Origin of the sequence: Salibacterium aidingense DSM 18341 (assembly GCF_000429685.1) — a bacterium.
Lineage (GTDB): Bacteria > Bacillota > Bacilli > Bacillales > Marinococcaceae > Salibacterium > Salibacterium aidingense.
The window spans coordinates 39247-64646 of the sequence record NZ_AUCI01000003.1; the positions used below are offsets into that span (position 1 = coordinate 39247).

Annotated in this window: 25 protein-coding genes and 1 tRNA gene; 2 read left to right on the forward strand and 24 right to left on the reverse strand. The window is 44.8% G+C overall.

From position 1 onward, the window contains the following. Nucleotides 1-188: 188 nt before the first annotated feature. The 4 genes from trpB to G475_RS0104270 form a co-directional block, all read right to left on the reverse strand. A complete protein-coding gene (gene trpB, locus G475_RS0104255; RefSeq protein ID WP_026700218.1) occupies nt 189-1352 on the reverse strand; it encodes a tryptophan synthase subunit beta in 1164 nt (387 codons plus the stop codon). A 35-nt stretch (nt 1353-1387) separates the two neighbouring features. After that, a complete protein-coding gene (cimA, locus tag G475_RS0104260; protein WP_035710224.1) occupies nt 1388-3019 on the reverse strand; it encodes a citramalate synthase in 1632 nt (543 codons plus the stop codon). Between the two features lie 133 nt (nt 3020-3152). After that, nucleotides 3153-3986: a PRD domain-containing protein gene (locus tag G475_RS0104265; RefSeq protein WP_026700220.1), complete on the reverse strand. Its 834-nt coding sequence runs from the start codon at nt 3984-3986 to the stop codon at nt 3153-3155. Between the two features lie 64 nt (nt 3987-4050). Then, the gene (locus tag G475_RS0104270) at nt 4051-4548 is read right to left on the reverse strand and encodes a PTS sugar transporter subunit IIA (RefSeq protein WP_026700221.1); all 498 of its coding nucleotides are present in this window, start codon (nt 4546-4548) and stop codon (nt 4051-4053) included. Nucleotides 4549-4842: 294 nt separating this feature from the next. Here G475_RS0104270 and G475_RS24210 point away from each other — a divergent pair, with 294 nt between their 5' ends. Then, the gene (locus G475_RS24210; RefSeq protein WP_035710322.1) at nt 4843-5712 is read left to right on the forward strand and encodes an NAD-dependent epimerase/dehydratase family protein; all 870 of its coding nucleotides are present in this window, start codon (nt 4843-4845) and stop codon (nt 5710-5712) included. 185 nt (nt 5713-5897) lie between these two features. Here G475_RS24210 and asnB read toward each other — a convergent pair whose 3' ends face one another. From asnB to G475_RS0104340, 12 genes are all read right to left on the reverse strand, one after another. Next, nucleotides 5898-7730, reverse strand: a complete 1833-nt coding sequence (gene asnB, locus G475_RS0104285; RefSeq protein ID WP_026700222.1) for an asparagine synthase (glutamine-hydrolyzing) — start codon at nt 7728-7730, stop codon at nt 5898-5900. Nucleotides 7731-7801: 71 nt separating this feature from the next. After that, nucleotides 7802-8791 (reverse strand): class I SAM-dependent methyltransferase, encoded by a 990-nt coding sequence (locus G475_RS0104290; protein ID WP_026700223.1) that lies wholly within the window; start codon nt 8789-8791, stop codon nt 7802-7804. Nucleotides 8792-8935: 144 nt separating this feature from the next. Next, on the reverse strand, nt 8936-9787 hold the full coding sequence (locus G475_RS0104295; RefSeq protein ID WP_026700224.1) for a fructosamine kinase family protein: 852 nt from the start codon (nt 9785-9787) through the stop codon (nt 8936-8938). Further along, a complete protein-coding gene (locus G475_RS0104300; RefSeq protein WP_035710230.1) occupies nt 9784-10245 on the reverse strand; it encodes a low molecular weight protein-tyrosine-phosphatase in 462 nt (153 codons plus the stop codon). Before G475_RS0104300 ends, G475_RS0104295 begins: the two co-directional genes overlap by 4 nt. 113 nt (nt 10246-10358) lie before the next feature. Further along, nucleotides 10359-10799, reverse strand: coding sequence for a YaaR family protein (locus tag G475_RS0104305; RefSeq protein WP_026700226.1), 441 nt, complete (start codon nt 10797-10799; stop codon nt 10359-10361). 71 nt (nt 10800-10870) lie between these two features. Beyond that, nucleotides 10871-12223, reverse strand: coding sequence for a flagellin N-terminal helical domain-containing protein (locus G475_RS0104310; RefSeq protein ID WP_026700227.1), 1353 nt, complete (start codon nt 12221-12223; stop codon nt 10871-10873). Between the two features lie 15 nt (nt 12224-12238). Next, nucleotides 12239-12658, reverse strand: coding sequence for a flagellar export chaperone FliS (fliS, locus tag G475_RS0104315; RefSeq protein ID WP_233275726.1), 420 nt, complete (start codon nt 12656-12658; stop codon nt 12239-12241). 65 nt (nt 12659-12723) lie between these two features. Next, on the reverse strand, nt 12724-13017 hold the full coding sequence (locus G475_RS0104320; protein ID WP_026700229.1) for an EscU/YscU/HrcU family type III secretion system export apparatus switch protein: 294 nt from the start codon (nt 13015-13017) through the stop codon (nt 12724-12726). Next, the gene (locus G475_RS0104325; protein WP_156911622.1) at nt 13014-15851 is read right to left on the reverse strand and encodes a hypothetical protein; all 2838 of its coding nucleotides are present in this window, start codon (nt 15849-15851) and stop codon (nt 13014-13016) included. The genes G475_RS0104320 and G475_RS0104325 overlap by 4 nt, the downstream gene beginning before the upstream one ends. 106 nt (nt 15852-15957) lie before the next feature. Next, nucleotides 15958-17154 (reverse strand): DNA polymerase IV, encoded by a 1197-nt coding sequence (locus G475_RS24215; RefSeq protein ID WP_035710325.1) that lies wholly within the window; start codon nt 17152-17154, stop codon nt 15958-15960. Nucleotides 17155-17190: 36 nt separating this feature from the next. Next, nucleotides 17191-17688 carry a MarR family winged helix-turn-helix transcriptional regulator gene (locus tag G475_RS26265; RefSeq protein WP_051302165.1) on the reverse strand — a complete coding sequence of 166 codons (498 nt, stop codon included), beginning with the start codon at nt 17686-17688 and terminating at the stop codon, nt 17191-17193. 73 nt (nt 17689-17761) lie between these two features. Beyond that, entirely contained in the window at nt 17762-18889 is a 1128-nt protein-coding gene (locus G475_RS0104340; protein WP_026700231.1) for a M20/M25/M40 family metallo-hydrolase, read from the reverse strand. A 112-nt stretch (nt 18890-19001) separates the two neighbouring features. Between G475_RS0104340 and prli42 the strand changes: the two genes are divergently transcribed. Further along, entirely contained in the window at nt 19002-19094 is a 93-nt protein-coding gene (prli42, locus tag G475_RS27085; RefSeq protein WP_156911623.1) for a stressosome-associated protein Prli42, read from the forward strand. Between the two features lie 44 nt (nt 19095-19138). Here the strand turns inward: prli42 and G475_RS0104345 are convergent, their stop codons facing one another. The 8 genes from G475_RS0104345 to G475_RS0104380 all read right to left on the reverse strand — a co-directional run bounded on the left by G475_RS0104345 (nt 19139) and on the right by G475_RS0104380 (nt 25396). Next, nucleotides 19139-19675 carry a L,D-transpeptidase gene (locus G475_RS0104345; protein WP_035710235.1) on the reverse strand — a complete coding sequence of 179 codons (537 nt, stop codon included), beginning with the start codon at nt 19673-19675 and terminating at the stop codon, nt 19139-19141. A gap of 48 nt (nt 19676-19723) precedes the next feature. Then, the gene (locus tag G475_RS0104350; protein ID WP_026700233.1) at nt 19724-20743 is read right to left on the reverse strand and encodes an aromatic acid exporter family protein; all 1020 of its coding nucleotides are present in this window, start codon (nt 20741-20743) and stop codon (nt 19724-19726) included. A gap of 215 nt (nt 20744-20958) precedes the next feature. Next, nucleotides 20959-21033 (reverse strand) — tRNA-Arg (locus tag G475_RS0104355). A 95-nt stretch (nt 21034-21128) separates the two neighbouring features. Beyond that, complete coding sequence (locus G475_RS0104360) at nt 21129-21494, reverse strand: hypothetical protein (RefSeq protein ID WP_026700234.1); 366 nt, start codon at nt 21492-21494, stop codon at nt 21129-21131. A 120-nt stretch (nt 21495-21614) separates the two neighbouring features. Further along, a complete protein-coding gene (locus G475_RS0104365) occupies nt 21615-22037 on the reverse strand; it encodes a BrxA/BrxB family bacilliredoxin (protein WP_026700235.1) in 423 nt (140 codons plus the stop codon). 117 nt (nt 22038-22154) lie between these two features. Next, nucleotides 22155-23393, reverse strand: a complete 1239-nt coding sequence (locus G475_RS0104370) for a dihydrolipoamide acetyltransferase family protein (RefSeq protein ID WP_026700236.1) — start codon at nt 23391-23393, stop codon at nt 22155-22157. A 12-nt stretch (nt 23394-23405) separates the two neighbouring features. Further along, the gene (locus tag G475_RS0104375; protein WP_026700237.1) at nt 23406-24389 is read right to left on the reverse strand and encodes an alpha-ketoacid dehydrogenase subunit beta; all 984 of its coding nucleotides are present in this window, start codon (nt 24387-24389) and stop codon (nt 23406-23408) included. Further along, nucleotides 24389-25396 (reverse strand): thiamine pyrophosphate-dependent dehydrogenase E1 component subunit alpha, encoded by a 1008-nt coding sequence (locus tag G475_RS0104380; RefSeq protein WP_026700238.1) that lies wholly within the window; start codon nt 25394-25396, stop codon nt 24389-24391. Before G475_RS0104380 ends, G475_RS0104375 begins: the two co-directional genes overlap by 1 nt. Nucleotides 25397-25400 lie beyond the last annotated feature (4 nt).

The window sequence follows — 25400 nt, forward strand, 5'->3', positions numbered from 1 at the left end:
AGGGGAACGGGGCCTGGGAAAGCTGGGACAAGACAAAAATCTCCGAATGGATTCATTGAAAAATCCATTCGGAGATTTTTTGCGTCTTTCTATTACCGCGCCAGCATATTTCGCCGGCAGTCTTCTCTAATAAAAACCACAAAACGTTCGTTTCTGACAATACTTCTTTGTCCCCATCTCTTCTAATGTTAGGTCAGTTTTTTTACCTCGGCCACGTCTTTGTCGCCCCGGCCGGAAAGGTTGACCACCAAAACCGCATTTTCTTCCATTCCGGAAGCAATTTTCATCGTATGAGCAATGGCATGAGCACTTTCCAATGCCGGAATGATTCCTTCTGTTCTGGATAGTTCCTGAAAAGCGTGGAGGACTTCCTGTTTCGTCACCGTTACGTATTCGGCACGGCTTGCCTGCTTTAACATGCTGTGTTCCGGTCCCACACCGGGATAATCAAGTCCCGCGGCAATAGATTCCGTCGGCAGGGGATTGCCTTTTTCATCCTGCAGGCAGAGACTTCTGAAACCATGGAGAACCGCTGCAGTTCCCTGGGTCATGGTAGCTGCCTCCAGGGGCTCTACCCCAATCAGCCGTGTAGTTTTATCTTCGATATAATGCGAGAACGCACCAATGGCGTTACTTCCTCCCCCTACGCACGCAATCACAGCGTCCGGAAGCCGGCCTTCTTTTTCAAGAATCTGCTGTCTCGATTCCTTGCTGATCACCGCCTGAAAATGGTGAACCATAGAAGGGTATGGATGGGGCCCCACAGCGGATCCTAATAAATAAAAAGTAGTTTCATAGTTTTCGACGAAATCATTCAGCGCTTCATCGACAGCATCCTTCAACCGTCCTCCGCCATTCTCCACAGAAACAACACGTGCGCCAAGCAATTCCATGCGAAATACGTTCAGTTCCTGTCGGCGGATGTCTTCCTTTCCCATATATATAACACATTCCATGTTCATCATGGCACAGGCCGTAGCTGTCGCCACCCCGTGCTGTCCGGCCCCGGTTTCTGCTATAACACGATGGGCCCCCATTTTCCGTGCCAGAAGAATCTGGCCAATGACATTGTTTATTTTATGAGCACCGGTATGATTTAAATCTTCCCGTTTTAAATAAATTCTGGCCCCGCCCAATTTACGGGTCAATCGTTCGGCGTACGTGAGAGGATTCGGCCTGCCGACATATTCCTGTAAATATTCTTCGTATTCCTCTAGGAAGCCAGGATCATCTTTAAACTGCTGAAAGGAACGTTCCAGTCTGACGAGTACTTTTTCCAATTGTTCTGGTACATACACTCCGCCAAACTCACCAAAGAATCCTTCTTCCGTAACATTGTTTGCTTTCGTCATTTCCATTAACTCCTTACCCGTTTTCCTGTTTTCATTCAGTGGTTTTTGACTCCGGCTTCCGGCTGCACTAAGGGCGTATTCAATTTTGTTAACCGATCTGAGTGTTTCATAAAATAATAGCGGATACTGTCCACCAGGGCCTGCCAGCTGGCCTCGACAATGTTTCCGGAAACACCGATAGTACTCCAGGTCTCCTTGCCATCCGATGATTCAATAAGCACCCGAACGGTGGATGCCGTAGCTTCCGCTTCATCCAATACACGTACTTTATAATCCGATAAATACATTTCGTGTACTAATGGATAATACTCGCCGATCGTTTTCCGCAGAGCATAGTCAAGGGCATTGACCGGTCCGTTTCCTTCTGCTGCCGTCATCACACTCTGCCCTTGAATATCTATTTTCACCAGCGCTTCTGTACTGATCGCCCCCTCTTTTTGTTTTTCTGAAATAATCTTAAAATGATCTAAATGAAAGTACTCGTGCTTTTCTCCCAGACCATTGCGTATTAACAGCTCAAAGGAGGCTTCCGCCGCTTCATACTGGTATCCTTTATGCTCCATCTGTTTCATTTTTTCGATGGTTTCCTTAACAGCCGGATCGTTTTTATCCAGCGGAATTCCAAGTTCCTCCGCTTTAAATAATAAATTACTCTGCCCGGACAATTCGGAGACAAGGACTCTTCGTTCATTCCCAATGTTATCAGGGACAATGTGCTCATAAGTTTCCGGATGTTTCAGCACAGCGCTTACATGCATACCGCCTTTGTGGGCAAACGCGCTCTTTCCAGTAAAAGGCTGGCTGTTAGGCGGAGTCTGGTTGGCAAGTTCATGTACGTATATAGAGGTTTCCGTCAGTTGTTTCATACTTTTATCGTCCAGACAGGAAATGCCCATTTTTAACTGCAGATTAGGAATGATAGAAATCAAGTTTGCATTTCCGCACCGTTCGCCGTATCCGTTAATGGTTCCCTGGATATGATCTGCCCCCGCTTTTACCGCTTCAAGTGTATTGGCGACAGCGAGTTCCCCGTCATTATGACAGTGAATGCCAATGGAAATCGTAATGTGCCGCTTTACTTCCTGTAATATACTGGAAATCTCGGAAGGCAGGGACCCTCCGTTTGTATCACATAATACAATACAGTCTGCTCCTGCTTCTTCTGCAGCCGCGATTGTTTCCATTGCATAGGCCTGATTGTTTTTGTACCCATCAAAAAAGTGTTCCGCATCAAATATGACTTCCAGCCCTTTTTCTTTTAAATAACGAACGGAATCATAAATCATAGAGACGTTTTCATCAAGAGAAGTCTGCAGCGCCTCTTTTACATGAAAATCCCAGGACTTCCCGAAAATAGCCGCTGCTTCTACGCCGCTTTCCAGAATACGGGCCAGATTAGGATCTTCTTTTGCAGCCACCCCGGACCTTCTCGTACTGCCAAACGCGGTAATGACAGCTGTTTCGAGCGAAAGGTGTTTGGCCTCTTCAAAAAAATTCATATCTTTCGGGTTGCTTCCCGGCCATCCGCCTTCAATATATTTTACACCTAATTGATCCAATTTTACGGCAATTTTCAGTTTATCATCGACCGACAGGCTGATTCCCTCTCCCTGCGTACCGTCGCGCAGCGTAGTATCATAAAGTTTTACCTGAGAAACCACTTTCATCCCTCACTTCACGTACTTTTTTCTTGATTATCTCTAATAAAATCTGTGGAAATAATGACATTCAGTATAGCATATGAAAAAACATTTGACCATTGCAGATAGACACAAATAATGCGCTTAAGCCGGGGAAATGCTATTCTGTTCTGCTTAGCAGCCGCTGGATATGCATCGCTATGTAGACACTTTCATCATTTGGGATCGATAATCCCTGTTCTTTCTGCAAAACAGCTACCGCTTTTTCGGCAGCATGGTACGAAGCAGGATATTTCTCCCTCATCATTTCAATCATTTCCGCAGGTGCTTTGGTGAGTGCCTCATTCAATTCAGCCGCCTTCACCGTCACATGCAGGTGGCTGATTAACCCTTCATAGGCCATCGTACGGCGGGGAAAAATTGTATTTAAATCCTCTTCCATCACCGACACCATTGAATTCAGTATTTCTGTATGCTGCCGTACCCTTTTTGGGGACGTTCTCTTTTGGCCTGCAGCATATAAATGCATAGCCAAAAAACCGGTTTCATCCTGGGAAATAGAGAATCCGGATTCTTCGGAGAGCTTTGCTGCAGCCCTTTCAGCAATATGGAAAGAATCAGGATACAGCGTCTGAATTTCCTGAAGCAGATGATTTACAAGATGGGTTCCATGATGCAGCCGTTTCATTAAATGGATAAAATGATCGAATAATAAAGCGTAAGAATGACTATCCAACTGTAACTCATACTCTTTTTCAATCCAGAAGATAACATTCTGAATCAAACCAGTTTCCCAGTTTTCAGCGGATTCCAGTAAATGAGTAAACGGATCACTCTGCTCCTCTGGTAAGACAAAGAGCTTTTCAATATGATCCGGGTTGATGTAGTCATGCTTCTTTTTTTTAAAAGCTATCCCGGAGCCTATCGCTACTTTCTCTTCATTTTCATCGACAACAATAGCCGCGTTATGGTTCAATACCTTTTGAACGATCATGCCTAACTCTCCAATTATTAACTCGCTGCTTTTTATAAGCGGTGTAAAACGTCTATAACACCGATTATTTTACTGTTACGATCATGACGGTGCTCTTGCCGCCTGTTATTTCTTTTACGTCCTGCCGTGAAATATCCGCCACCTGTGATTCTTCTGTAAGAACAAGCGGAGTAACTGCACTTTTTGCTTCCTGCTGAATATCTTCCAGGGAAAAATCCACTAATGGAGAACCAATATCCACTTTGTCTCCTTCCTTCACATGTACGTCAAACCCTTTTCCCTTTAAAGAAACTGTTTCAAGTCCAATATGGATTAAAACATCCAGCCCCTCCTCCGATTTAATACCAACGGCATGATTTGTCGGAAACACCTGGACAATCCTTCCTTTGATCGGAGATAAAACTTTTCCCTCCGAGGGTTCTACAGCAAACCCATCCCCCATCATTTTTTCGGAAAATGTAGGGTCCGGCACATCGGATAATTCTACATACCTGCCTGTTACCGGCGCTTTGATTTCAATGGTTTTCTGGTTCTCACCTTTACCGAAAAGTTTTTTTAACATCGTCCTCCACCTCTCCTGGTAAAATGGTTAAATTTTTAAGCGAATGTCCGGCCTGCGTAATTTTGTTTTCATAGAGATGGTTTAATTGCAGGTTGAAACTGCTTTCTTCTGCGTATACTTCCTTTTCATCTTATATCACAATTTCCCGCAGGGCAAACCAAACTTCTTCTTATTCCATCATAACTTGTATTCCTTTCCTTGTCCTCTCTTCTACAGTTAAGAGTATTGTTGGAAAAACAAGGTATCCCTCTTTTATTTATGATAAGCTGGTTTCAGAAAGGAGAATCGTTAATCATGAACATTTTAGTATTGGGAGGTACCAGGTTTTTTGGTAAAGCGCTTATAGACATATTGCTTTCCGAAGGTCACCAAATAACAGTTGCAACAAGAGGAAATCAACGTCCTTCTTTTCTGAAAGAATGCTCCTTTGTAAAGGTAGACCGGTCTTCTTTGAAACAAATGTCCAAAGCGTTTTCCGGCAAGCAGTTTGATGTTATTTATGACCAGCTCTGTTTTAATGCGGCCGATGCTGCCATCAGCACAGAAGTATTCCGTGGACACACAGGGCATTATATTATGACTTCCACCATGGCTGTGTATCCTGATTCTCGTCAGGCGCTGTTCGAGAAAGATTTTAATCCAGCGCTGGTTTCGTTACAGGGAGACTCCGAGGAACAAACCGGATACGGGGAAGGAAAACAGCTTGCCGAAGCGGTATTTGCACAACACGCTTCATTTGTAACGACTTATGTTCGATTCCCTGTCGTTCTCGGAACCAGTGATTATACAAATAGGCTTGAGACACTGGTGGACCGGATAAGAAACGAAACCCCCATCGGCATCGCAGATACAGGTATAAAGCAATCCTTTATTTCTGCTGAAGATGCGGCTCGTTTTCTTGCCTGGATCAAAGACAAGCCCCTCAAAGGAGCGGTTAATGCAGCCTCGCAGGGAACGATCACGCCAGCCCAATTACTGAACCGAATTGGAGAGCTCACGAAAACGGAACCTAGAACAACAGCTGATATTACGGTGGAAAATCAATATCCTTTTCCGCACACTACATATTTTATGGATACAACCAAAGCGAGGAAAAGTGGATTTTTGTTTGAAGCTGTTGAGCCCATGATCGAGGATACTGTTCAAAACATATTATACCGCTGACATCTATTCATTTCGGAAGCGGCTTCCATAAAAAAGAAAGCTGTCCTAATGGGCAGCTTTCTTTTTTGTCCAGAGGCCTGGCCCTGCCGGTTTCCATAAGCGGCGGGAACAAAGCGGCGAACACCTTGATCCTTCGAGCTTTTGCCTTTCCTGCAGGGCCCAAAGGAACTTCCACGGATGGAGTTTTATTTTATTTTGATATCATACGCTTCCATCCAGTAATTCACCTGCCAGAAATATGCCAATAGCTGCGGTCCGCTCATGAGCTGGCCGTACCATGGCCGGGGAAAAGAAGAGCCTTGACTGTTTACCAGACGTTTCAATTTTTTAGGATCTATCAGATCGTACAAGGGAGCATCATTCTTCTCCAGCACGTTCTGCAGTTTGCGGGTCATTCCTTCTGTATAACGGGGGTGATGAGTTTTTGGATAAGGGTTTTTCTTTCGGTATAAGACATCCTGAGGCAGCACCCCTTTTAAGGCTTCCCGCAGAATTCCTTTTTCTTTTCCTCCGTACCTCTTCCACTCAGCAGGGATATTCCAAACGTATTCTACCAGTTCATGATCTGCAAAAGGCACCCTGACTTCAAGGCTGGCCCGCATACTCATCCGGTCCTTTCTTTCCAGAAGGGTCTGCATAAACCATTGCATGTTAAGATATGACATTTCTTTATGGCGGCGCTCCTCCCTGTCTTCTTCCCCGTTTAGAGGAGTCTCCTTTATCGTTTCTGTATACCGTTGATACGCATGCTCTTCCAGCGGCAGTTTTTTTCTCCATTTTTTATGGAGAAGTTTCTGGCGTTCAGGCAGGGAATCTATCCACGGGAAACCTTTTCTATTCATTAATTCTTGTTTATAAAACCACGGATACCCTCCGAAAATCTCATCCGCACATTCCCCGGACAGGGACACCACTGCTTGGTGTTTTATTTTCCGGCAGAACCACAATAACGATGAATCAATGTCCGCCATCCCCGGAAGATCACGTGCGATCACCGCTTCTTCCAGCTCATGAATCAATGTATCAATATCTACCGTTTCATAGTGATGCTCGGTTCCAAACACCTCTTTCATTTGATCAATGTACCATTTGTCACTGTCCGGCTGAAAATCGTTAGCTTTAAAATATTTGTCATTTTCCTCATAATCAATCGAAAAGGTATGGAGCTTTCCTTCGTGTCTGGCAGCTGCAAATGCGGTCAGAGCACTGGAATCCAACCCTCCTGACAGAAATGTACTGATCGGTTTATCCGATACCAGCTGTCTATCCGCGGCAGCAGAAAGGTACGACCGCACCTGATCCACTGTCTCTTCAAGTGACTCTGAATGGGACCGGCTTTGGACGTTCCAGTAGCAGATAGATTTCTTTCCATCCCGGGAAATCTTCATCGCATGACCTGGTTTCACTTCATATATCCCTTTATAAATACCATATCCCGGAGTTCTGGAAGGGCCCAGGCTGAATAATTCCAAGAGACCCGCTTCATCGACATGCGGTTCTACACTTTCATGGGCCAGCAGTGCTTTTATTTCTGATCCAAACAAAAAGCCGTCCCTGGTTTCTGTATAAAACAGCGGTTTGACCCCTAGTCGGTCTCTCACTAAGTACAGCTCCTGATTGGTTTCATCCCAGATCGCAAAAGCAAAGATACCATTCAATTTTTCAACACAGCGGTTTCCCCATTCTATATAAGATGTTAATACGACCTCCGTATCAGAATGAGAGGAGAACGTATGGCCCAGCTGTTTTAATTGCGTACGAACCTTTTCGGTATTATATAATTCCCCGTTGTACACCATGACATAATTACTGTTGTCGTAAATTTTCTGCATCGGCTGTCTCCCGCCGTCCGGGTCAATAACAATTAAACGGGTATGGCCAAAACCTATATGATCTGCGGCATATACGTTTTTTTCATCCGGCCCCCTGAAATGAAGGGTATCCATCATTTTTACAATCTGCCCCTCATTTTCTTTCATATTTTTATCAAAATGAAGCCAACCAGTAATACCGCACATAAAAATACCCCTTTCTGAAAAAAACACATCACTTCATTTTATTCATCCGCAGGGGGAGACGTGTATGTTTATTATTGTTTTTGTAATTCAATGAGGTACCATCCGCCTTCTTTCACGACTGTATCCATCCTTTTTATTTTAAATCCGGAGGTTTTACTGTCTTCTTTTAATTCCTTTACGGAAGGTAAGGGAAATAGATTGTGATGAACAGACAGGAAACTATTAAACGCCGCAGAAAATGCTTTCCCGTGTTTAGCATTAGACAAAGGGGAGATTACAAGCAGGGTTCCTTTCGCTGTCATCATATCCGCAGCCTTTTCAAACAAAGACGGGCGGCTTTCACGTGGAAAATAGTATAATACGTTATTCATCATAATCATTTCCATACGGCGGTCATTTCCCTCCACCGCCATCATATCATCATGCCTTACTTCTACCGCAGTATGTTTTAATCTGGTGTACGCTTCCTGATAAACATTTGGGTTAATCTCGATGCCAATCAGTCTCATCCGGGGATACTGATTATATATCCTTTTCAAATACCCTCCGTAGCCGCATCCCATATCAAGCAGGGAGCCTGCCTTCCTTTTTTTAATCCTCTCCGCTATTTTGGGAAAGGCGTAGGACTCCAATAACTCAGAGGTTTGGGCCACTGTCCCGCCATACTCTTTTTCCAGATAAGGGGCTTTGCTGTTTTGGTTGATCAAACTGGGATAGTCCAGCAGCGCAGGGATATGAAGTTCAAGCATTTCTTCCAACAAGCTCCCTATGGAGTACGGACTATTTTTGGACAAATACCTTCTGTACGCTTTTTTGCTTTTTACTTTCCCATTTCCTTTGGGCTCTAAATGCCCCAAAGTTAAGCCTACCTCTATCCACCTTCGCAGCAGCGTTTCATCCAAGTTGTATAACCTGGCGATACAGCCGGGACAGGCTGGTTTATGAAACAGATCAAATAAGTCCAGCGAATAGCCAAGATAGGCATGCCAAGCCGGAAGAAAAGCTCCCGTTTTCTTCATCCATTTCCGGGCCTGTATTAATCGTATCCAGTCTTTTACCATCATTTCACCTCGTGTCGTTCTCTGGTTTCAGCAGAGCCATCGCTGGCTCCATTCCCGCTATCCAAAACCAATAAACAAAAGGAGAAACAGGGGTCTGAAGAAAAGGGAGCCCGGGCGGTCTGAACGCCCGGAGCTCCCTTTTTCTTATTCAGTATATTTTTTCAGAATCCGGTCCACCGGAGAGCCGTAGCTTTCCCCAAAAATATTCAAATGCACCAGCAGGTAATAGAGCTGGTACAGAGGTTTTCTTTCTTCAAATAAAGAATCAATCTGTTTATGTTCCTGATAAGCTTGATACACTGTTTCGGAAAATCCTCCGAATAAATAAGTAAAGGCAAGTTCAAATTCATGATCCCCATACCAGACAGCGGGGTCAATAAAATAGGGTTGTCCGTCCCGTCCCGGGAGCCAGTTCCCTCCCCAAAGATCCCCGTGTAACTTTACAGGCTGATGATGGTCGGGAATCCACTTGTCCAGGCGCTCCAATAGTCGATAGGCTCGTTTTGCTCTTGATTCCGGCAGCCTCCCCAGGGATCGGGCCAGATCGATCTGCGGCCGCAGGCGTTTCTCCCGCAGAAAAGGAAGCCAGGACTCCTCCCAGCCATTTATCTGAGGAAGCTCCCCAATAAAGTTATCTTCTTCCAGTCCAAAAACCGTCCCTTTTGTCGAATGGAGGACAGCCATCCCCCGGCCCAGCTCTTCTTCCGTACCAAAAGCAGAGCGGCCGTTTACGGGCTCCATGACGATAAATTTTTTATCCCAGGCATATACATATGGGACGGATAATGCTTCCGCCTCTGCCAAAAACTCCAGCCCCAGGGCTTCCTGCCGGAAAAAGTCAGTAGGAGCTTCTTCGTGCCATTTTATAAAATAGGAGGCACGCCCGGTATCCACCATAAAAGCCTTGCTGATACTTCCGCCGGAAACCTGTTGTATGTTCTTTACCTCTTCCTGGATGCCGGCCTGCCGTAATGCCATTGTTAAGTTTTCATTCATAGGTTTTCCCGCTTTCGAAGCCAGTCTAAAAAGTACTCGCAGCTGCTATGTATCATATCATACACTTCATCAAAATTTCCGGTGTGATAAGGGTCAGGTACATCTTCTCCCTGAAGGGCGGGATGAAAATCCAGGAGTTTGCCGATAAAAGGCCCTTCCGGTTCTCCCAGTTCTGTCCTATTGGCCTGATCCATCGCAATAATGTAATCGAAACGATTTACATCCTCGTCATCCAGCTGCCGGGCTGTAATGTTTTTGAACGATATTTTATTTTTCTTTAACAGCTTTCTTGTCCCTTTATGCGGAGGTTTTCCAATATGCCAGTGGCCCAGTCCGGCTGAGTCAATCTCTATGGATTCCTCTAAACCAGCTTGTTCCACTTTACTTCGGAACACTGCTTCCGCCATCGGGGAGCGGCAGATATTACCCAAACAGAGGAATAAGACTTTTACTTTCATAAAAAAGGCACCTCGTTTTATCTTCATTATAACCTATCTGTTTCATTATACAATAATCAGAATGGAAATGAAGAAGAGAACCATTTCCAGCTGGGGGATTGGTTCTCCATTCGTTATGCGTAAATATTGACAAGCAGCCCCCGGATTTCTCCCACCTGGTCGAGAATGTCCAGACTGCTTTTCTGTTGATCCACTACTGAATTGGTTAAATCGAGCAGTTTTTGGTCTACTTCCTCTACAATTTTATATACTTTGGTGCGTCCCCTCCGATTAAAGCCCCGCTTTTCTTCCAGATTCAGGCCGTGCTCAACGGCTTCCTCCATAAAATCTTTCACGAGCTGCTTATATTTTCGAAGTTCTTCAACGGTACGCGATTCTGACAGGACTTTTCCTAGATCATCGATGTCCTGAATTATTTTGGTAAATCGATCGTAAGCTTTATCACTGCGGCGCTGTTCCATGATTTCAGAAAAAGTGACACCAGGGCGGGGGGCTTCTTTTGATTTTTGGGCCGGCGGTGTCGTTCCTGTCTGCATTACTTTTTGGATATCCATATGGTCACGACCTTTTCCGTCAATCTAGGGTCATTTTATCATAATTTGTTTAAACGTAAACAGAGGCTCTCCTATTGGAGAAGCTGGAGCACGCCCTGCGGCATTTGGTTGGCCTGGGCAAGCATTGCTGTCGCTGATTGATTAATGATATTATTTCTTGTGAATTCGGTCATTTCCTGGGCCATGTCCGCGTCACGAATTCTAGATTCCGAAGATGACAGGTTTTCATGGGTCACCTGTAAATTGTTGACGGTATGTTCAAAACGGTTCTGCACGGCTCCTAATTTGGCTCGAGCGTCAGACACCTGATTAATGGCATTATCAAATTTTTCCAACGCAGCCGCTGCGCCTTCCGACGTTGTCACATCGACATCAGCAATGCCGAGTTCCTCTGAATCCAGTTCCGGAATATCCACCATCACCTGCTGATCCGAATTCGGCCCGATCTGAAACGCCAAAGCGTTATTGGTGACTTCAAAATTAGTTGTCCCATTATCAATGTCTGAATCAAACGGAATTTCCAGACCTCCGATACTTACTTTTCCATTTTTCGTATCAAAGTCTGATATCGTCTCAACTTCTTCTCCATCCAGAAATAGTGTCACTTTTCCGGAAGCTTCAGCTGTGACCTCTACACTGCCATTACCTTCGATGCTTCCAGCAGGTACCTTCATTCCTCCCACATTACTGGCCCCGCCTGTATTTACCGTTTTACTTTCAAGTTTAGCGCCGTCTGGATCAAACACAGTAACCTTAGCACTCTCATTTGCTGAATCATAGTCTTCTACTTCAACCTTATAATCTCCTAAAGGCATATCGCTATCTGTCAATTCAAAATTTGCAGGGTCGTCCATATTCGTTCCACTATCGCTCACTGATATATTTACATCAGCACTATCTATTTCTAATTCATAACTTCCACCTTTGATATCGGTGTCTTCCGGCATTGGAGAAGAGGCAAGGCCGGCTCCATTATCAGCTTCCCCCATGCTGGCATAGACAGCACTGGAGCCGTCGAGGAGTTTTTTAGTGTTGAATTCTGTTTTTTCGGAGATGCTGTCAATTTCTTTAGTCAGCTCATCGATCTCTTTCTGGATCTGTCCGCGGTCGTATTCGGTGTTCGAATCGTTGGCAGCCTGAACGGATAATTCCCTCATTCGCTGCAGCATCGAATGCATTTCCTGCATCGCCCCTTCTGAGGTCTGCATGAGCGAAATACCGTCCATGGAGTTTCGTTCCGACTGCTTCAAACCTCTGATCTGAGAACGCATTTTTTCGGAAATCGCAAGGCCGGCCGCATCATCCGACGCTCTGTTAATACGAAGCCCGGAAGAGAGCTTTTCCAGATTTTTTGAAACCTGGCTTTGGTTTTGGTTTAAATTGCGGTAGGCGTTTAATGCCTGAATATTGCTGTTGATTTTCATTTCCTTCTCCCCTTTTTACTTTCCATAATGAAACTGTTTTTCATAAGCATTGGCTTGCTTCTTTTCAAGGCGTCCCAGTGTGTCTGTCTGAGTCTGAAGGGCTTCGTTCCAGGAAGACGCGATCCGCTGCAGCAGGTGTAACACATGCCGTGCCGTTTCTATGTTTTTTTCATAATTAGCGGCAATAAGCTGTTCATTCATATAGTTATACAAAGCATCCAGCTCATCTGCCACGATCCCGGCTTCGTAATTCAATCCTGCTCCAAGTCTTTCAATAATCTCTATTGCGCGCTGGCACTTTTGATTCGCTTCCGTGAAATGCTTCTGTTCCATACTGGAAACTGCTTCCTCAAGATTTCGTTCACATGCTTCATACAACAGCGCGGTCAGCTGCTGCGGCGTTTTTTTTAACAACATTTCTTCACTGAGAAACATATTTTTCATCCTTTTTCAACCGGATTGTTTAGTTACCATTAATATCGGCAGTCCTGTCCCGGCTGTTAATATTTCTTTTCCATTTCTTCAATCAACAGTAATACTTCCGCGATCACGGAATACAGCTGGGGCGGCACATTTTCCCCAAGGTCCATATCAAGCAGGCTTTCCAAAAGCCCTGGATCTTCCTGCAGGTATATATCATTTTCTTCAGCCAGGGACAATATCTGCCGGGCGACGTCTCCGCTGCCCTGCGCTGTAACACGAGGGGCTTCCCCTTCATCGTATTTAATCACCGCTGCGGTTGGGCCGTTCTGCATTCTCCGGTTTTTTTGATTAATATAATTGGAATGGATCATATTTTGTAGTCGAATCCTTTCTCCGTATAAAAAGGAAGAAACAAATCTGCTGGTTTTTCCTCCTCTTTTTCCATGACCTCCTCCTGCCCTTCCTCCGCAGGAGGCGTCATCGGCTGATACTGTATATCATAAATGTTATAGCCGAGATCACTTATCGATTCGGTCGTTTGTTCCACCAGCGGTTCCATCGTCTCTTTGAAGTCCGGTTCATCGTTTTTCAATGTGACAGAAAGCTGCCGGTCTGCAGCCTGCACCATAATTCCGGTTTCCCCAAGTGATGGGGTTTCAATGAGGAAATACAAATGACAATTTTCCCAGTCCAGCTGCCCTTCTTCCTGCCTGGACTGAACATAAACCTGTAACTGTTCGAGCTTATCCTTCAACGGAACAGGAAGGTTAAAAAGGAGCTGCTGGACGTTATTTCCCTGATCTGATTTACTCATAAGCTGCTGACCGGTAACATTCGCCAGGCTTTGGCTGGTTTTTTGTTGTAATGTACTTCCTCCCTCCTCCCTTTTTAATAAATGAAGAAGGGCTTCTTTCATGTTCTGCTGCTGGGAGCCGGTTTGTCCCTGTTGTTCTTTTCCGCCCGAAGCAAGGTTTTGAGCAATTTCTGTTTCTCTGTTAAGGCCGAGAGAACGGACAAGCTCAAACAACTGTCGTGACGAGGGCTCCTGCGTCACAGCTCTCGATTGATCCGCAGCCTGCTGCAAAGCACCCTGCCTGCTTTTATCGATGGCCATGCTTTCTTCTCTTGTTATTACATGTTTCACTTTCTGTTCGGACGCTTTAAATTCCATTGCCTCCACTGATTGCTGCACGTCTTTTATTATCTTCAGGGCTGCCTGATTCTGGCCTTTTGAAAGCATGTTTTTTGCTTCTGCCAATTGACTGCTGGCCTGCAGCATTTTCCGTTCGGTCTTCATATCCGTAAAAAGCATGAAATCACTGCGCAGGATGGAGCGGTCCAGTTTTTTTATCGCTGCTTCGAGAACCTGCTTCGCCTGTGGAGCAGACTGTCTTTCCTGTTCCACCATTTTTGCTGCCTGATCCAGCTGTTTTACGGTATTTTGTCTCAGCTGCTTAAAATCATCCGTGACCCTCACCATGCGATCCGTTATTTTCGTTTCAAGCATTTGCTTTGCTTCAAAAGGCGGTACGGTCTGCTGGGTTTCATTTAATGCATAAGAAGCACCGGGATTCATAAAGCTCTGCCTGTTCTGAACAGACTCTCCGGTCTGCCCCGCTTGTCTCATGTCCTGAAGGATTTGATCGACAGCCTGTCGGGAAGCCATTTCCTTTCCATTTCTCAAGAGTTCTTCTGCTTCGGCCATTTGGCCGGATACCTGCTTTTGTATGGTTTCTGGCAGAAAACCGGAAAGGTCGGTTTTCATTTTCTGCATCACGTTCTCCATGTCAGGATCTTCCTGAAGGCTGTTCCATACTTTCGATAACGCATTTTGAAGGAAGGTACCCTGAGGCCCTCCTGTCTCCCCTGTTCTTGAAGAAAGCGTACGGTCCAGCGAATTCATAAGTTGTTGTTTCCCAGCTTCATCCAACTGTTGGAGCTGGGAAACTAATTTCAGAATACGTTCTGCTTCTTTTCCGTGAATGCCGTTTTCCTGCAAAAGCTGTTTTATTTCCTGGTGGGCTGCGCTTGAACTTCCAAGTTTCTCCTGTATACGCTGAATCTGGTTCAGCAAGTCCCCCGCCGCCGACTGCTTGTTGGAGGAGGGCGGTGAAAGCAGCTGTTCCAATTGTCTGCGTGCTTCCTTCCCGCTGCCATTCTGAAGCTGTTGTTCCACTTTATCCAATTGTTGTTCCGCTGCTTGTTTGACAGTCTTATCCACACTGGCCTCGGAAAGTACTTCTCTGGCTTTTTGGATAACTTCCTCCACAGGCTTCCCATTTTTTAATTGCTGGTGCAGTTCTTGAAAAGTTTTTTCCAGCCCCCCCGGGGAACCTGTGGGGCCGGTGGATTTGGAATGAACGGTCTGCAATGCCTTCTCAAGCCGTTCTTTTCCTGTGTTCGTCAAGTGTTCTGCCTCTTTTACCGCTTTTTCAATCCGTGCCGCTTCTTCTTTCGGTAAATCAGGGTGATTAAGGAGCTGTTTTTTCACAGAGGTGACGGCTTTTTCCAAAGATCCTCCATTTTGCAGCTTCCTGCGGATATCATCCGCTATTTCTTTGACCCCGTCTTCTGCGCTTCCAGAAGTCTTTAACGCATTTTTTACCGCAGCTGTTATATCTGTATTTTCCTTATTGGAGACAGAGGTCCCGGGTTTTGTAAGATCATTTATAAAATCAATCGAACTCTTACGATGAAGCCCTTCATGTATATGCTGCAGATTTGTATTGTTTATTTTAACCCCTTTTGCTGATGCTGCCCGGATCGTGTTTTGTTTTTGTTCCTGGGTTCCGGTCGATTGTTCTATAAATCGCTGCACCGAGGCTGCTGTATCCTTTGTCAGGGGCGATCCGGCCTGAAGCATTGTTTTCGCCGCACTTGTCATTGCATTGGATGGCCGCTGGATCCCGAGATTTTTTAAAATCCCGGAAATATCAAGGGAACTCCCTGTCCTGGTGCCGGCATTCTGCTGCAGGGCTCTCACCTGAAGGACACCTTCTTTATTTCCAGTAACCTGAAAAGCCACTTGATTCTGACGCGGCATCGCGCCTTCAAAAGAAGCTTTTATTTTTCCGCCCCGAAGCCCCAGTACGGCCTGTTTACTATCGCTTCTCTCTAAAATCCGGGCGCGATAGACTTCCCCTTCCTGCATCCGCATCGAAGATGTCTGGGTTTGTTTTGAGGGCATGTATGTATTTACTTGCATCCTTTCACCCCGTTTGCTTTCTCTATTCTTTTTATCGGTCAAAAGCCGGGAGTATTTTATCGTACCTTGGTACTAAAAAACCCGGGAATTACTATTTCCCGGGATATTATTTATTATCATGATTCCTTTGTCCTTTTTGAATAATATCATGTCCAAACTTTTCCTTTAATTGAGAAACGGTTTGTGTGATCTGCATCTCCTGGATATCTTTTTGATAAGAAAACAAATCAAGCTGTTTGTATGCCTGAGTAACCGGTAAGACATTCAATCCTGTGACTCCTAAAAGTCTTACCGGCTTTGTGTTCCAGTATTTATCCAACAGCTCTGCAGCCTGTGTATTGATCTCTTCTTTGGAAAACATGGGATTAAGCAGCTGCCTGCTTCTAGTAATGGTCTGCCGGTCACTGTATCTGATCGTAAGCTGAATATTGTTGGAACAGACTCCCTTCCGCTTCATTCTTTGTTCTACTTTTTCAGAGAGCTGGGCGATAATCTGCTTCAGTTCCTGTTTTTGAGTCACGTCGTAAGACATTGTCGTAGAATTCCCTACGCTTTTTACTTCTTGAGCTGCTTCTGGATCCACATCGCGGTCATCTACTCCATTTGCACGCTCGTGAAGTTTTATTCCCATTACGCCAAATCGGTCTTTCAAAGTGAACTGGGACTGGGCAGCAAGCTCTCCAATCGTATGAATGTGAAGCCTCTTCAGCTTTTCTGCTGTTTTTTTACCAACGCCGTGCATTTCCCCCACTGGAAGAGGCCATAGTTTTTCCGGCAGCTCCCGTTTTCTTAATACCGTAATCCCAAGCGGCTTTTTCATATCACTCGCCATCTTAGCCAAAAACTTTCCAGGGGCTATGCCGATACTGGAAGGAAGGGCCAGTTCCCTTTGCAGTCGGTTTTGGATTTCAGATGCCATTTCCAGAATATTTCTTTCTTTAAAAGCGCTTGTAACATCCATAAATCCTTCATCAATGGAAACCGGCTCCACTAAATCCGTGTATTCCTCCAGAAATTGAAACAATTGCGCAGAAGCTGCTCTATATTTTTCAAAATCTGGCTTCCGAATAATAAGACTGGGACATTTTTTCAATGCCTCCCACACCGGCATCGTTGTTTTCACGCCATATTCTCTTGCTTCATAACTAGCCGTCACAACGATTCCTTTTCGTTCCCGCGGGTTTCCTGCTATAGCTAGAGGTTTTCCTTTCAGGGATGGATCGTGATTTCTTTCCACACTGGCATAAAAACTGTTCATGTCTATGTGAAATATGATTTTCCCCTTCCATTCTGCTGCGTCCATCCTCTTCCCCTTTCTTAAAAAGCAGAAAAACCCCGCCTATGTGGTCTCAGACGATCTTGTCTTTCCCACCCAGTCTACAAATTCACGACCGTGAAAATAAAGATTGGCCTCTTTTAAAAAGTCATGAAAACTCTCCAGCATCGCTTCGCTGTCTGATTCTTTTTCTGCATAGACGGCTAAAAAATCAAATAAGCGGTGGTGTCTTTCTGCGGAAGCTTTTCTGGTTTCTTCTCCTTTTTCTGTTAACGAAACGTAGGATACTCGGAGGTCGGAGTCATTTTTTTCTACCTCGATTAATTTTTTCTCCCTCAGCCGTTTCATAATCTGCATGACGGTTGATAAGTCCCATAAGCCAAGGTCCGCCACCTGCGACATCGTAGCCTGGCCTTCTATGTATATAATCCAGAGTATATGCTGCTCGGCCTGTGTGACTCCCAGCTCATTTGCCGCCTTTTGCCAGTCTTCTTCCATTACTTTTAAGACACCGCGGAATAAATTTAAATAGGAATGAAAATTCCACTGAACAGATTCCATATTGTCTCTCCTCCAACTATCTATTGATTGCATTATACCAGCAATCCCCTTCCATAAAAAGGAATGTTTCAAATCACCTGGTTGAAGAGACGGTTTCTTCAATAATAGCATCCATAAACTCCGTCAATTTTACTAATTCCCGAACCGGTATTTTTTCTTTGGTTGTATGTATATTTTCATAGCCCACCGCTAAATTTACCGTTGGAATGCCGTATCCGCTTATGATATTGGCGTCACTTCCGCCGCCGCTGCGAAGCAGTTTGGCTTCCAGACCCATTTTTTTGGCTGCTTTGCCGGCTAAAGCGACCACATTATCATCTTCGCTGAGTTTATACCCTGTATACATAATGGTGACCTCGATTTCTGCTGACGATCCCATGTTTTCCGCTGTTTTTTGAATGGATGATTTCATTTTATCCACCTGATTATCCAGTTTTTTTCTATCCAGCGAGCGGGCTTCTGCAAGAATATGGACTTCATCGCACACAACGTTGGTTTGCGATCCCCCTTCAAACCGCCCAATATTGGCTGTGGTTTCCGAATCAATCCGTCCGAGCGGCATGTCAGCCAAAGCTTTTGCCGCCACCGTAATCGCGGATATGCCTTTTTCCGGGGCCAGTCCTGCATGAGCCGTCTTTCCATTCACCTTTATCTGTAATTTCGCCTGCGTTGGAGCTGCAACGATGAGATTGCCGACCTCTCCATCACTATCAAGCGCATAGCCGTAATCCGCGTGCAATAACGAATGATCAAGGGCTTTAGCACCTACCAGTCCGGATTCTTCTCCAACTGTGATTACAAATTGAATCGTACCGTGAGGTTTGTTATCTTCCTGAATGGAGCGGATACATTCAAGCATGGCGGCAATCCCGGCCTTATCATCCGCCCCCAGAATCGTGGTCCCATCGGATTTAATATATCCATCTTCCAACAGCGGCTGCACGCCGGCTCCTGGCAGGACAGTATCCATGTGGCTGGTAAAATAAATGATATCTGCTTTTTCTACATTGCCCTCCCACGTACAAATTAAATTGCCGGCACCATGGCCGGTCGCCTGCTTGGCGTCATCTTCTTCCACATTTATCCCTAACGACTCAAATTTTGTTTTTAACACGGCTGCTATCTTCTCTTCGTTTTTTGTTTCTGAATCAATTTTCACTAATTCCATCATTTCTTCTACGATTCTTTTTTCCTTTATCATTTTGCTCAGCCCCTTGTCTGCGTTTTAATAATAAATTCATAATTAAAGGTTGAGTATCGCGCTCAAGGCACGTACAATACTAAGAAAGAGTCCATATGTGGAGGGAAATCCATTGCCAAAGAAGTTTCAAACCATCATTATCTATATTATGATCATAACATTAGTCGTTGGAAGTGTGCTTACTGGAGCAGCAACATTCTTCTAAACTTATTTTTAAAAAGGCCCCTTTTCACGGGCCTTTCTTTTCTGTCAAAGCTGCTTGAGATCCTCTTCCAGATACAGCGGTTTGGGAACGTGAAGCACTCCTCTTTCGCGGGCAATTTTTTCGATGGACCTGGGACTGCTTTCAATCCAGACTTTTACTCCGTTTTCGACCTTTTGAAATAGTTCATTTACTTCTTCGTTTCTCATTCTTACACAGCCGTTGGATACATATCGGCCGATCGATTCCGGTCTGTTCGTTCCATGGATACCATATACCCGCCCGTTGGTATTATCTGCATCAAAACCGATCCATCTGCTTCCAAGCGGGTTATCCGGCGCTCCCCCTTTTTTGTCGGTTTTCCGATAATAAGGACGAACGGCTTTTACAATGATCGTAAACTCCCCTTCTGGTGTTAATTCTTCAGTTTTGCCTGTAGCTACGGGATAGATATCTTCCACGTAACCATCCTTCACGAACGCCAGCTTGTTGGTTTTTTTATTAATGATGACATATGGATCCCCCGAATCCGGCTGTGGATTTAATGGCCATAAAACAGAAAATACAGCCAGAACAAGAAACATTGACCAGCCCTTCACATCTGCCACACCCCTTATACGCTATTTTTCATTTTACGTATTATTCCTCTTCTGCCGATCTCTATTCAATCGTTTACCAGAAACCGTGCGCGTACGTTTAGGGTCCGGCTTGAATCTCTTTTTCGTTAACAAATACGCTTCGAGCTCATGGAGGATGTAAAAAAGGGAAGATCGGACTTCGAATTCTTCCCGAGTCTGCGGAAGTTCCATCTCCTGAATCTCTTTTTTTAAATCGTCCAGCCTGGCCAGAAAGTATCCCGCTGTGTTTCCCGGCGATACTCCCTCACTTAATTCGTGCAGGAATCTTCCCATTTTTTCGCCTTGAACGACCGTCCTATCCAAGGTGGATATAAAAGGAAGAATTCGTTTTATCACATCAAATTGTTTTTCTCTCATTTTAAAATAATGGTAAAAATAATCATCATTGCGCAGAAAATGATTCTCTATGTTTTTTAGAGCCATGCCTTTGCCTTTTTCAATAATGGCAGCAGCTTCTGCTATTTCTTTCCCATCCCATAAAATATCGCCATGCTGAAGGTATGCAGCGTATTCCTTCCAGATTTTGCGGAAACAGTCTTCCAGCCTGACCTGTTTCCAGGTCAAATCCTTTTCCCGGCTCGGCATATAGACATTCATAATTAATGCCACCCCTATACCAATACTTATGATGAAAAGCTCATTAAGTAATATACCTGCCGAGATTTCCTCCAACGTATATAAGTGAAGCATAATAACAACACTGGTCACCACGCCTCGTTTCACGCCTATCGTCACTGCAGTGGGTATAAACAATAGGAATAAAATTGCGACAGACAATGGGTGATAGCCTAACAATTCGTAAATAAAGCCAGCAAACATCAGGCCGATGAGACAAGCTATTAACCTTTCCCACGAGGCACGAAGTGATTCTTTTTTAGTAACAGAGATACATAATACCGTGATAATCCCAGCGGATACATAAAAATCGAGTTGAAACAACTGGGCCATGAAAATAGAAAGCGCGGCCCCCACTGAAGTCTTTACTGTCCGATAACCGATTCTCCAGCCACTCATAAGAACTCCTTTTGCGCTGCGGCGTTTTAATTAAGAAAAAAAGGCTTGAAACGTTTTTTGCGTTCCGTCCTATGTATTTCGGGGTATCTGCTTCCTGCATCTGCAGCAGACGGGACGAGACGAGACGGAAAATTCTGATGCGGGCTTCAACCTTCATAAAAAAACTACACATTTCTTCATGTGCAGCAGCATCTTCTATATATGGTATACAAAATTGGCGCGCCTACCAGGATTCGAACCTGGAATACGAGAACCGGAATCTCGCGTGATATCCCTTTCACCATAGGCGCAATAATTAACTTCTCAAAACATGACAATCACCATTGTATCGAAAGAATGGGAGCTCGTCAACACTATTGTAATATATTAATGGAAAAAGGAACCTTTAGGCCTTTTTCTCATTCGGTCCCTCTTCCAGCATATTATTAAAATGTTCTTCAATCTGATCCTGATCATACCCCAGTTGATGAAGCATTTTTGTAAAATGCTGGGCATATAGTTTTGTACGCTCTTGCATTTTTTTATATTTCTTTCGTTCTGTGTTATTTTTGGTAGTCTGGCCTCTGTTTTCCGCATTGGACATAATACTTTCTACTACAAACAGGGATTTCCATAGTTCCTGTTCTTCCGGAGCTTGCTGCTGGTTGTCCAAATAATGAATCACACTCTGATAGTAATCACGGAATTCGTCAAAGCCGATTTCTTCTTCCATGTTCAAATATTCCTGCACCTGATTATAAAACGCGTCCATTCCTATTCCGTCCTTTATGTATATTGGAAACAAGAAACATTATACCATAAGGAATAGAACAAAAGTCAAGCTCCATGTCACAGAAATTGTACGTTCCGTGACATGGAGCCTGAAGTCTTTTTAACAATGTTCATCAAATGCTTTTTCCAGTTCCTGTACCACTTCTATTGGTTCGTGCCCTTCTATTTCATGGCGTTCTACCATTCTCTGAATCTTACCATCCTTAATCAATGCGAAGGAAGGAGATGACGGAGCGTATCCTGTGAAATAAGATCTTGCTGTGTCCGTTGCTTCTTTATCCTGTCCGGCAAAGACGGTAACAAAACGGTCCGGCTTCTTCTCATAGTTTTTCATATAAGCGGCGGCAGGACGGGCAATCCCACCGGCACAACCGCATACGGAATTTACCATAACCAAAGTGGTGCCTTCCTGGGACAATGTCTCTTCTACTTCCTCGGGAGTGCCTAACGGGGTATATCCGGCTTCTTCCATTTCCTGTCTCGCTGTATTAACTACGTCATTAACATAGAAATTAAAATCCAACTTTTATCATCCTTTCTTTTACGATTCTTTGTTCATCTTTTATTGTACCGAAAAACAGGAAACATGCACAAGTAACCGGCTTCTTGTTTTATTGCTTAACGGCCTATTCCGCCTGTTCTAATATATGTGGTCTTTTTCTACATTAAAGCCTTCCAGCTTTTCTTTAATTCGTGCGAGAAACCGGCCGCAGATAAGTCCGTCGAGTATGCGGTGGTCCAGGGAAAGACAAAGATTGACCATGCTTCGGATAGCTACCATATCATCTTGAACGACCACCGGTTTTTTAATAATGGATTCTATCGATAAAATAGCGGCCTGGGGATGATTGACAATCGGCATAGATTGTACAGAACCAAATGATCCGGTGTTATTAATGGTAAACGTACCACCTTTCATTTCTTCTTCTGACAACTGGCCGAGCCGTGCTTTTTTAGCAAGCGAGCGTACTTCTTTCCCGAGCCCTTTTATACTTTTTTCATCTGCATTTTTGATGACCGGTACATATAATGAATCTTCTGCAGCCACGGCAATGGAAATATTAATATCTTTTTTATGAATGATTTTATCTCCGCCCCAGACTGAATTCACTTCCGGGAATTCTTTCAGGGTTTCCACGATGGCTTTCATAAAGAAAGGCAGGAAGGTGAGGGAAAACCCTTCATTTTCTTTAAACTGTTCTTTTATACGATCCCGGTACGTCACGATATTAGAAACATCGGCCTCCACCATGGTCCAGGCGTGTGGAATTTCTTCCTTGCTTTTGACCATGTTCCCCGCAATGGCTTTTCGCATCTGAGAAAGCGGGATCTCCTTATCTTCAGAAAGAACTTCGATTTTTTCCGGCGGCTTTTTCTTATACGCAGGATAGCCTGCCGCTTGTTCTTCTTCTTGTTGTTCTGCCGTGCCTTCCTGGATAATCTGTTCTATATCTTTTCTGGTAATTCTTCCGCTTCTTCCCGACCCTTCTACGGTGGTCAAATCAATGTTATTTTCCTGAGCAAGCCGCATCACCGCAGGTGAATACCTGTTTTTCATTGCCCCTTCCTGCGCTGGTTCTTCGGAAGGTGCCGTAGACTTCGCCGGCTCTGTTCCGCCTTGCCGGCTGGCAGCCGGCGTTTCGTTTGTTTCGATATAACAGATCAGCTCGCCTACCTGAACGGTTTCGTCCTCCTGGGCTACGAGTTCTTTAATGATGCCGGAAAAGGCAGATGGAACTTCTGCATTGACCTTATCGGTCGTCACATCTGCAATAGGATCATACTTATTGACTTTATCTCCTGGTTCTACCAGCCATTTCGTAATTGTTCCTTCGGTGACACTTTCACCAAGCTGGGGCATCTTGATTTGTTCAGACATGTCCATCCCCTCCTAAAACTCCGCTAAATCACGGATCGCTTTCTCGATTTTTTCCGGGTTCATCATAAAGTATTTTTCCATCGTCGGCGCAAAGGGCATCGCCGGCGTATCAGGACCTGCAAGACGCTGAATGGGAGCATCCAGGTCGAACAGACAATATTCTCCGATAATGGCAGCCGCTTCTCCCATTAAGCTTCCTTCTTTATTATCCTCGGTCACGAGCAGGACTTTTCCCGTTTTTGAAGCGGCTTGAATTACCGCTTCCTGGTCCAGCGGATACACAGTCCGCAGATCCAGTATATGTGTTGATATACCTTCTTCTTCCAGCCTCTCTGCTGCCTGCATGGCAAAATGTAGACAAAGGCCGTAACTTATAACGGTTACATCTGTTCCTTCTTTCTTGACGTCCGCTTTTCCGATAGGGAGGACGTACTCTTCCTCGGGGACCTCTCCTTTAACAAGTCGATAGGCTCGTTTATGTTCAAAGAATAACACCGGATCTTCGTCCCGTATCGCTGCTTTCAATAATCCTTTTACATCATAAGGAGTCGAAGGCATGACAATTTTCAGGCCGGGAACATGAGCAAATAAAGATTCCACCGACTGGGAATGATACAGCGCTCCATGAACACCTCCTCCGTATGGGGCCCGTATCGTCATCGGGCATGTCCAATCATTATTAGAACGGTATCTAATTTTTGCGGCTTCTGAAATAATCTGGTTGACTGCCGGCATAATAAAATCTGCAAATTGCATTTCGGCTACCGGTTTCATACCATACATGGCAGCTCCGATCCCCACTCCTGCAATAGCTGATTCCGCCAGAGGTGTATCAAGGACCCTGCTTTCCCCAAACTCTTCATATAATCCTTCGGTTGCACGAAATACACCGCCTTTGGCGCCGACATCTTCTCCTAATACAAATACCTTCTCATCCTGTGCCATTTCCTCACGAAGTGCCGAGTTTACAGCTTCAATGTAATTTATCACTGCCATTACAGGTCACCACCCTTTGGGGCATACACATAATTTAGTGTGGTTTCGGGATCAGCGTATGGGGCACTTTCTGCCGTTTCTGTTGCATCGTCCACGATTCCTTTTATCTTTTCCTGTAATTCCTTTTCTTTGGTTTCCGTTAACACACCACATTCTCTTAAGTAAGCAGAAAAGGTATGAATGGAATCGTTTTGTTTTGCTTCTTCTACTTCTTCTTTTGTTCTATAAGAACTGTCATCGTCGTCACTTGAGTGTGGAGTTTGGCGGTAGGACAATGTTTCAATTAATGTTGGTCCTTCTCCATTTCTACATCGATCCGCGGCCTTTTTAACAGCTTCGTACACAGCAAGCGGGTTATTGCCGTCCACAGTTACACCAGGCATCCCGTACCCCGCTGCTCTTTCAGAAATGTGTTCGCTGCCTGACTGTTTTTCCATCGGGACTGAAATGGCGTACTTATTATTCTCGCAAAAAAAGATCACTGGAAGATTATGTACACCGGCAAAATTCGCAGCTTCATGAAAATCGCCCTGACTGGCAGATCCTTCTCCAAAGGAAACAAGCGTGACAAAATTCTTTTTCTCCATTTTTGCCGCAAGCGCGATGCCTGCTGCATGAGGAAGCTGTGTGGTGACCGGAGAAGAGCCGGTAACAATCCGGTTTTTCTTCTGTCCAAAATGACCGGGCATCTGCCTTCCGCCCGAGTTTGGATCGTCAGCTCTTGCAAAGCCCTGCATCATCAGTTCCTGAGCTGTCATTCCAAAATGCAGCACTAGTCCTACATCCCTGTAATAAGGAAGAAGATAATCTTCTTCTGTATTTAAAGCCATGGCCGCTCCAACCTGCGCCGCCTCCTGACCCTGGCATGATACAACAAAGGGAATTCTTCCGGCCCGGTTCAGCAGCCACATTCTTTCATCAATTTTTCTGGCTAAAAGCATGGATTCATACATCGATAGAACCTGGTCACTGCTCAGACCAAGCGTTTCATAATTAGCTGAAGCCATGTAG

Coding starts and splice junctions, on each gene's coding strand:
- cimA (WP_035710224.1), bottom strand. CDS start 3,019: ATGAAAGTGGTTTCTCAGGTAAAACTTTATGATACTACGCTGCGCGAC.
- G475_RS0104350 (WP_026700233.1), bottom strand. CDS start 20,743: ATGAGTGGCTGGAGAATCGGTTATCGGACAGTAAAGACTTCAGTGGGG.
- G475_RS0104360 (WP_026700234.1), bottom strand. CDS start 21,494: ATGGACGCGTTTTATAATCAGGTGCAGGAATATTTGAACATGGAAGAA.
- G475_RS24210 (WP_035710322.1), top strand. CDS start 4,843: ATGAACATTTTAGTATTGGGAGGTACCAGGTTTTTTGGTAAAGCGCTT.
- trpB (WP_026700218.1), bottom strand. CDS start 1,352: ATGACGAAAGCAAACAATGTTACGGAAGAAGGATTCTTTGGTGAGTTT.
- fliS (WP_233275726.1), bottom strand. CDS start 12,658: ATGTTTCTCAGTGAAGAAATGTTGTTAAAAAAAACGCCGCAGCAGCTG.
- G475_RS0104270 (WP_026700221.1), bottom strand. CDS start 4,548: ATGTTAAAAAAACTTTTCGGTAAAGGTGAGAACCAGAAAACCATTGAA.
- G475_RS0104295 (WP_026700224.1), bottom strand. CDS start 9,787: ATGAATGAAAACTTAACAATGGCATTACGGCAGGCCGGCATCCAGGAA.
- asnB (WP_026700222.1), bottom strand. CDS start 7,730: ATGTGCGGTATTACTGGTTGGCTTCATTTTGATAAAAATATGAAAGAA.
- G475_RS0104310 (WP_026700227.1), bottom strand. CDS start 12,223: ATGAAAATCAACAGCAATATTCAGGCATTAAACGCCTACCGCAATTTA.
- G475_RS0104340 (WP_026700231.1), bottom strand. CDS start 18,889: ATGATAAAGGAAAAAAGAATCGTAGAAGAAATGATGGAATTAGTGAAA.
- G475_RS0104380 (WP_026700238.1), bottom strand. CDS start 25,396: ATGGCTTCAGCTAATTATGAAACGCTTGGTCTGAGCAGTGACCAGGTT.
- G475_RS24215 (WP_035710325.1), bottom strand. CDS start 17,154: ATGGACGCAGCAGAATGGAAGGGGAAAATCATATTTCACATAGACATG.
- G475_RS0104290 (WP_026700223.1), bottom strand. CDS start 8,791: ATGGTAAAAGACTGGATACGATTAATACAGGCCCGGAAATGGATGAAG.
- G475_RS0104305 (WP_026700226.1), bottom strand. CDS start 10,799: ATGGATATCCAAAAAGTAATGCAGACAGGAACGACACCGCCGGCCCAA.
- G475_RS0104320 (WP_026700229.1), bottom strand. CDS start 13,017: ATGATCCATTCCAATTATATTAATCAAAAAAACCGGAGAATGCAGAAC.
- G475_RS0104325 (WP_156911622.1), bottom strand. CDS start 15,851: ATGCAAGTAAATACATACATGCCCTCAAAACAAACCCAGACATCTTCG.
- G475_RS0104345 (WP_035710235.1), bottom strand. CDS start 19,675: ATGTTTCTTGTTCTGGCTGTATTTTCTGTTTTATGGCCATTAAATCCA.
- G475_RS26265 (WP_051302165.1), bottom strand. CDS start 17,688: ATGGAATCTGTTCAGTGGAATTTTCATTCCTATTTAAATTTATTCCGC.
- G475_RS0104265 (WP_026700220.1), bottom strand. CDS start 3,986: ATGATCGTTCAAAAGGTATTGAACCATAACGCGGCTATTGTTGTCGAT.
- G475_RS0104375 (WP_026700237.1), bottom strand. CDS start 24,389: ATGGCAGTGATAAATTACATTGAAGCTGTAAACTCGGCACTTCGTGAG.
- G475_RS0104300 (WP_035710230.1), bottom strand. CDS start 10,245: ATGAAAGTAAAAGTCTTATTCCTCTGTTTGGGTAATATCTGCCGCTCC.
- G475_RS0104370 (WP_026700236.1), bottom strand. CDS start 23,393: ATGTCTGAACAAATCAAGATGCCCCAGCTTGGTGAAAGTGTCACCGAA.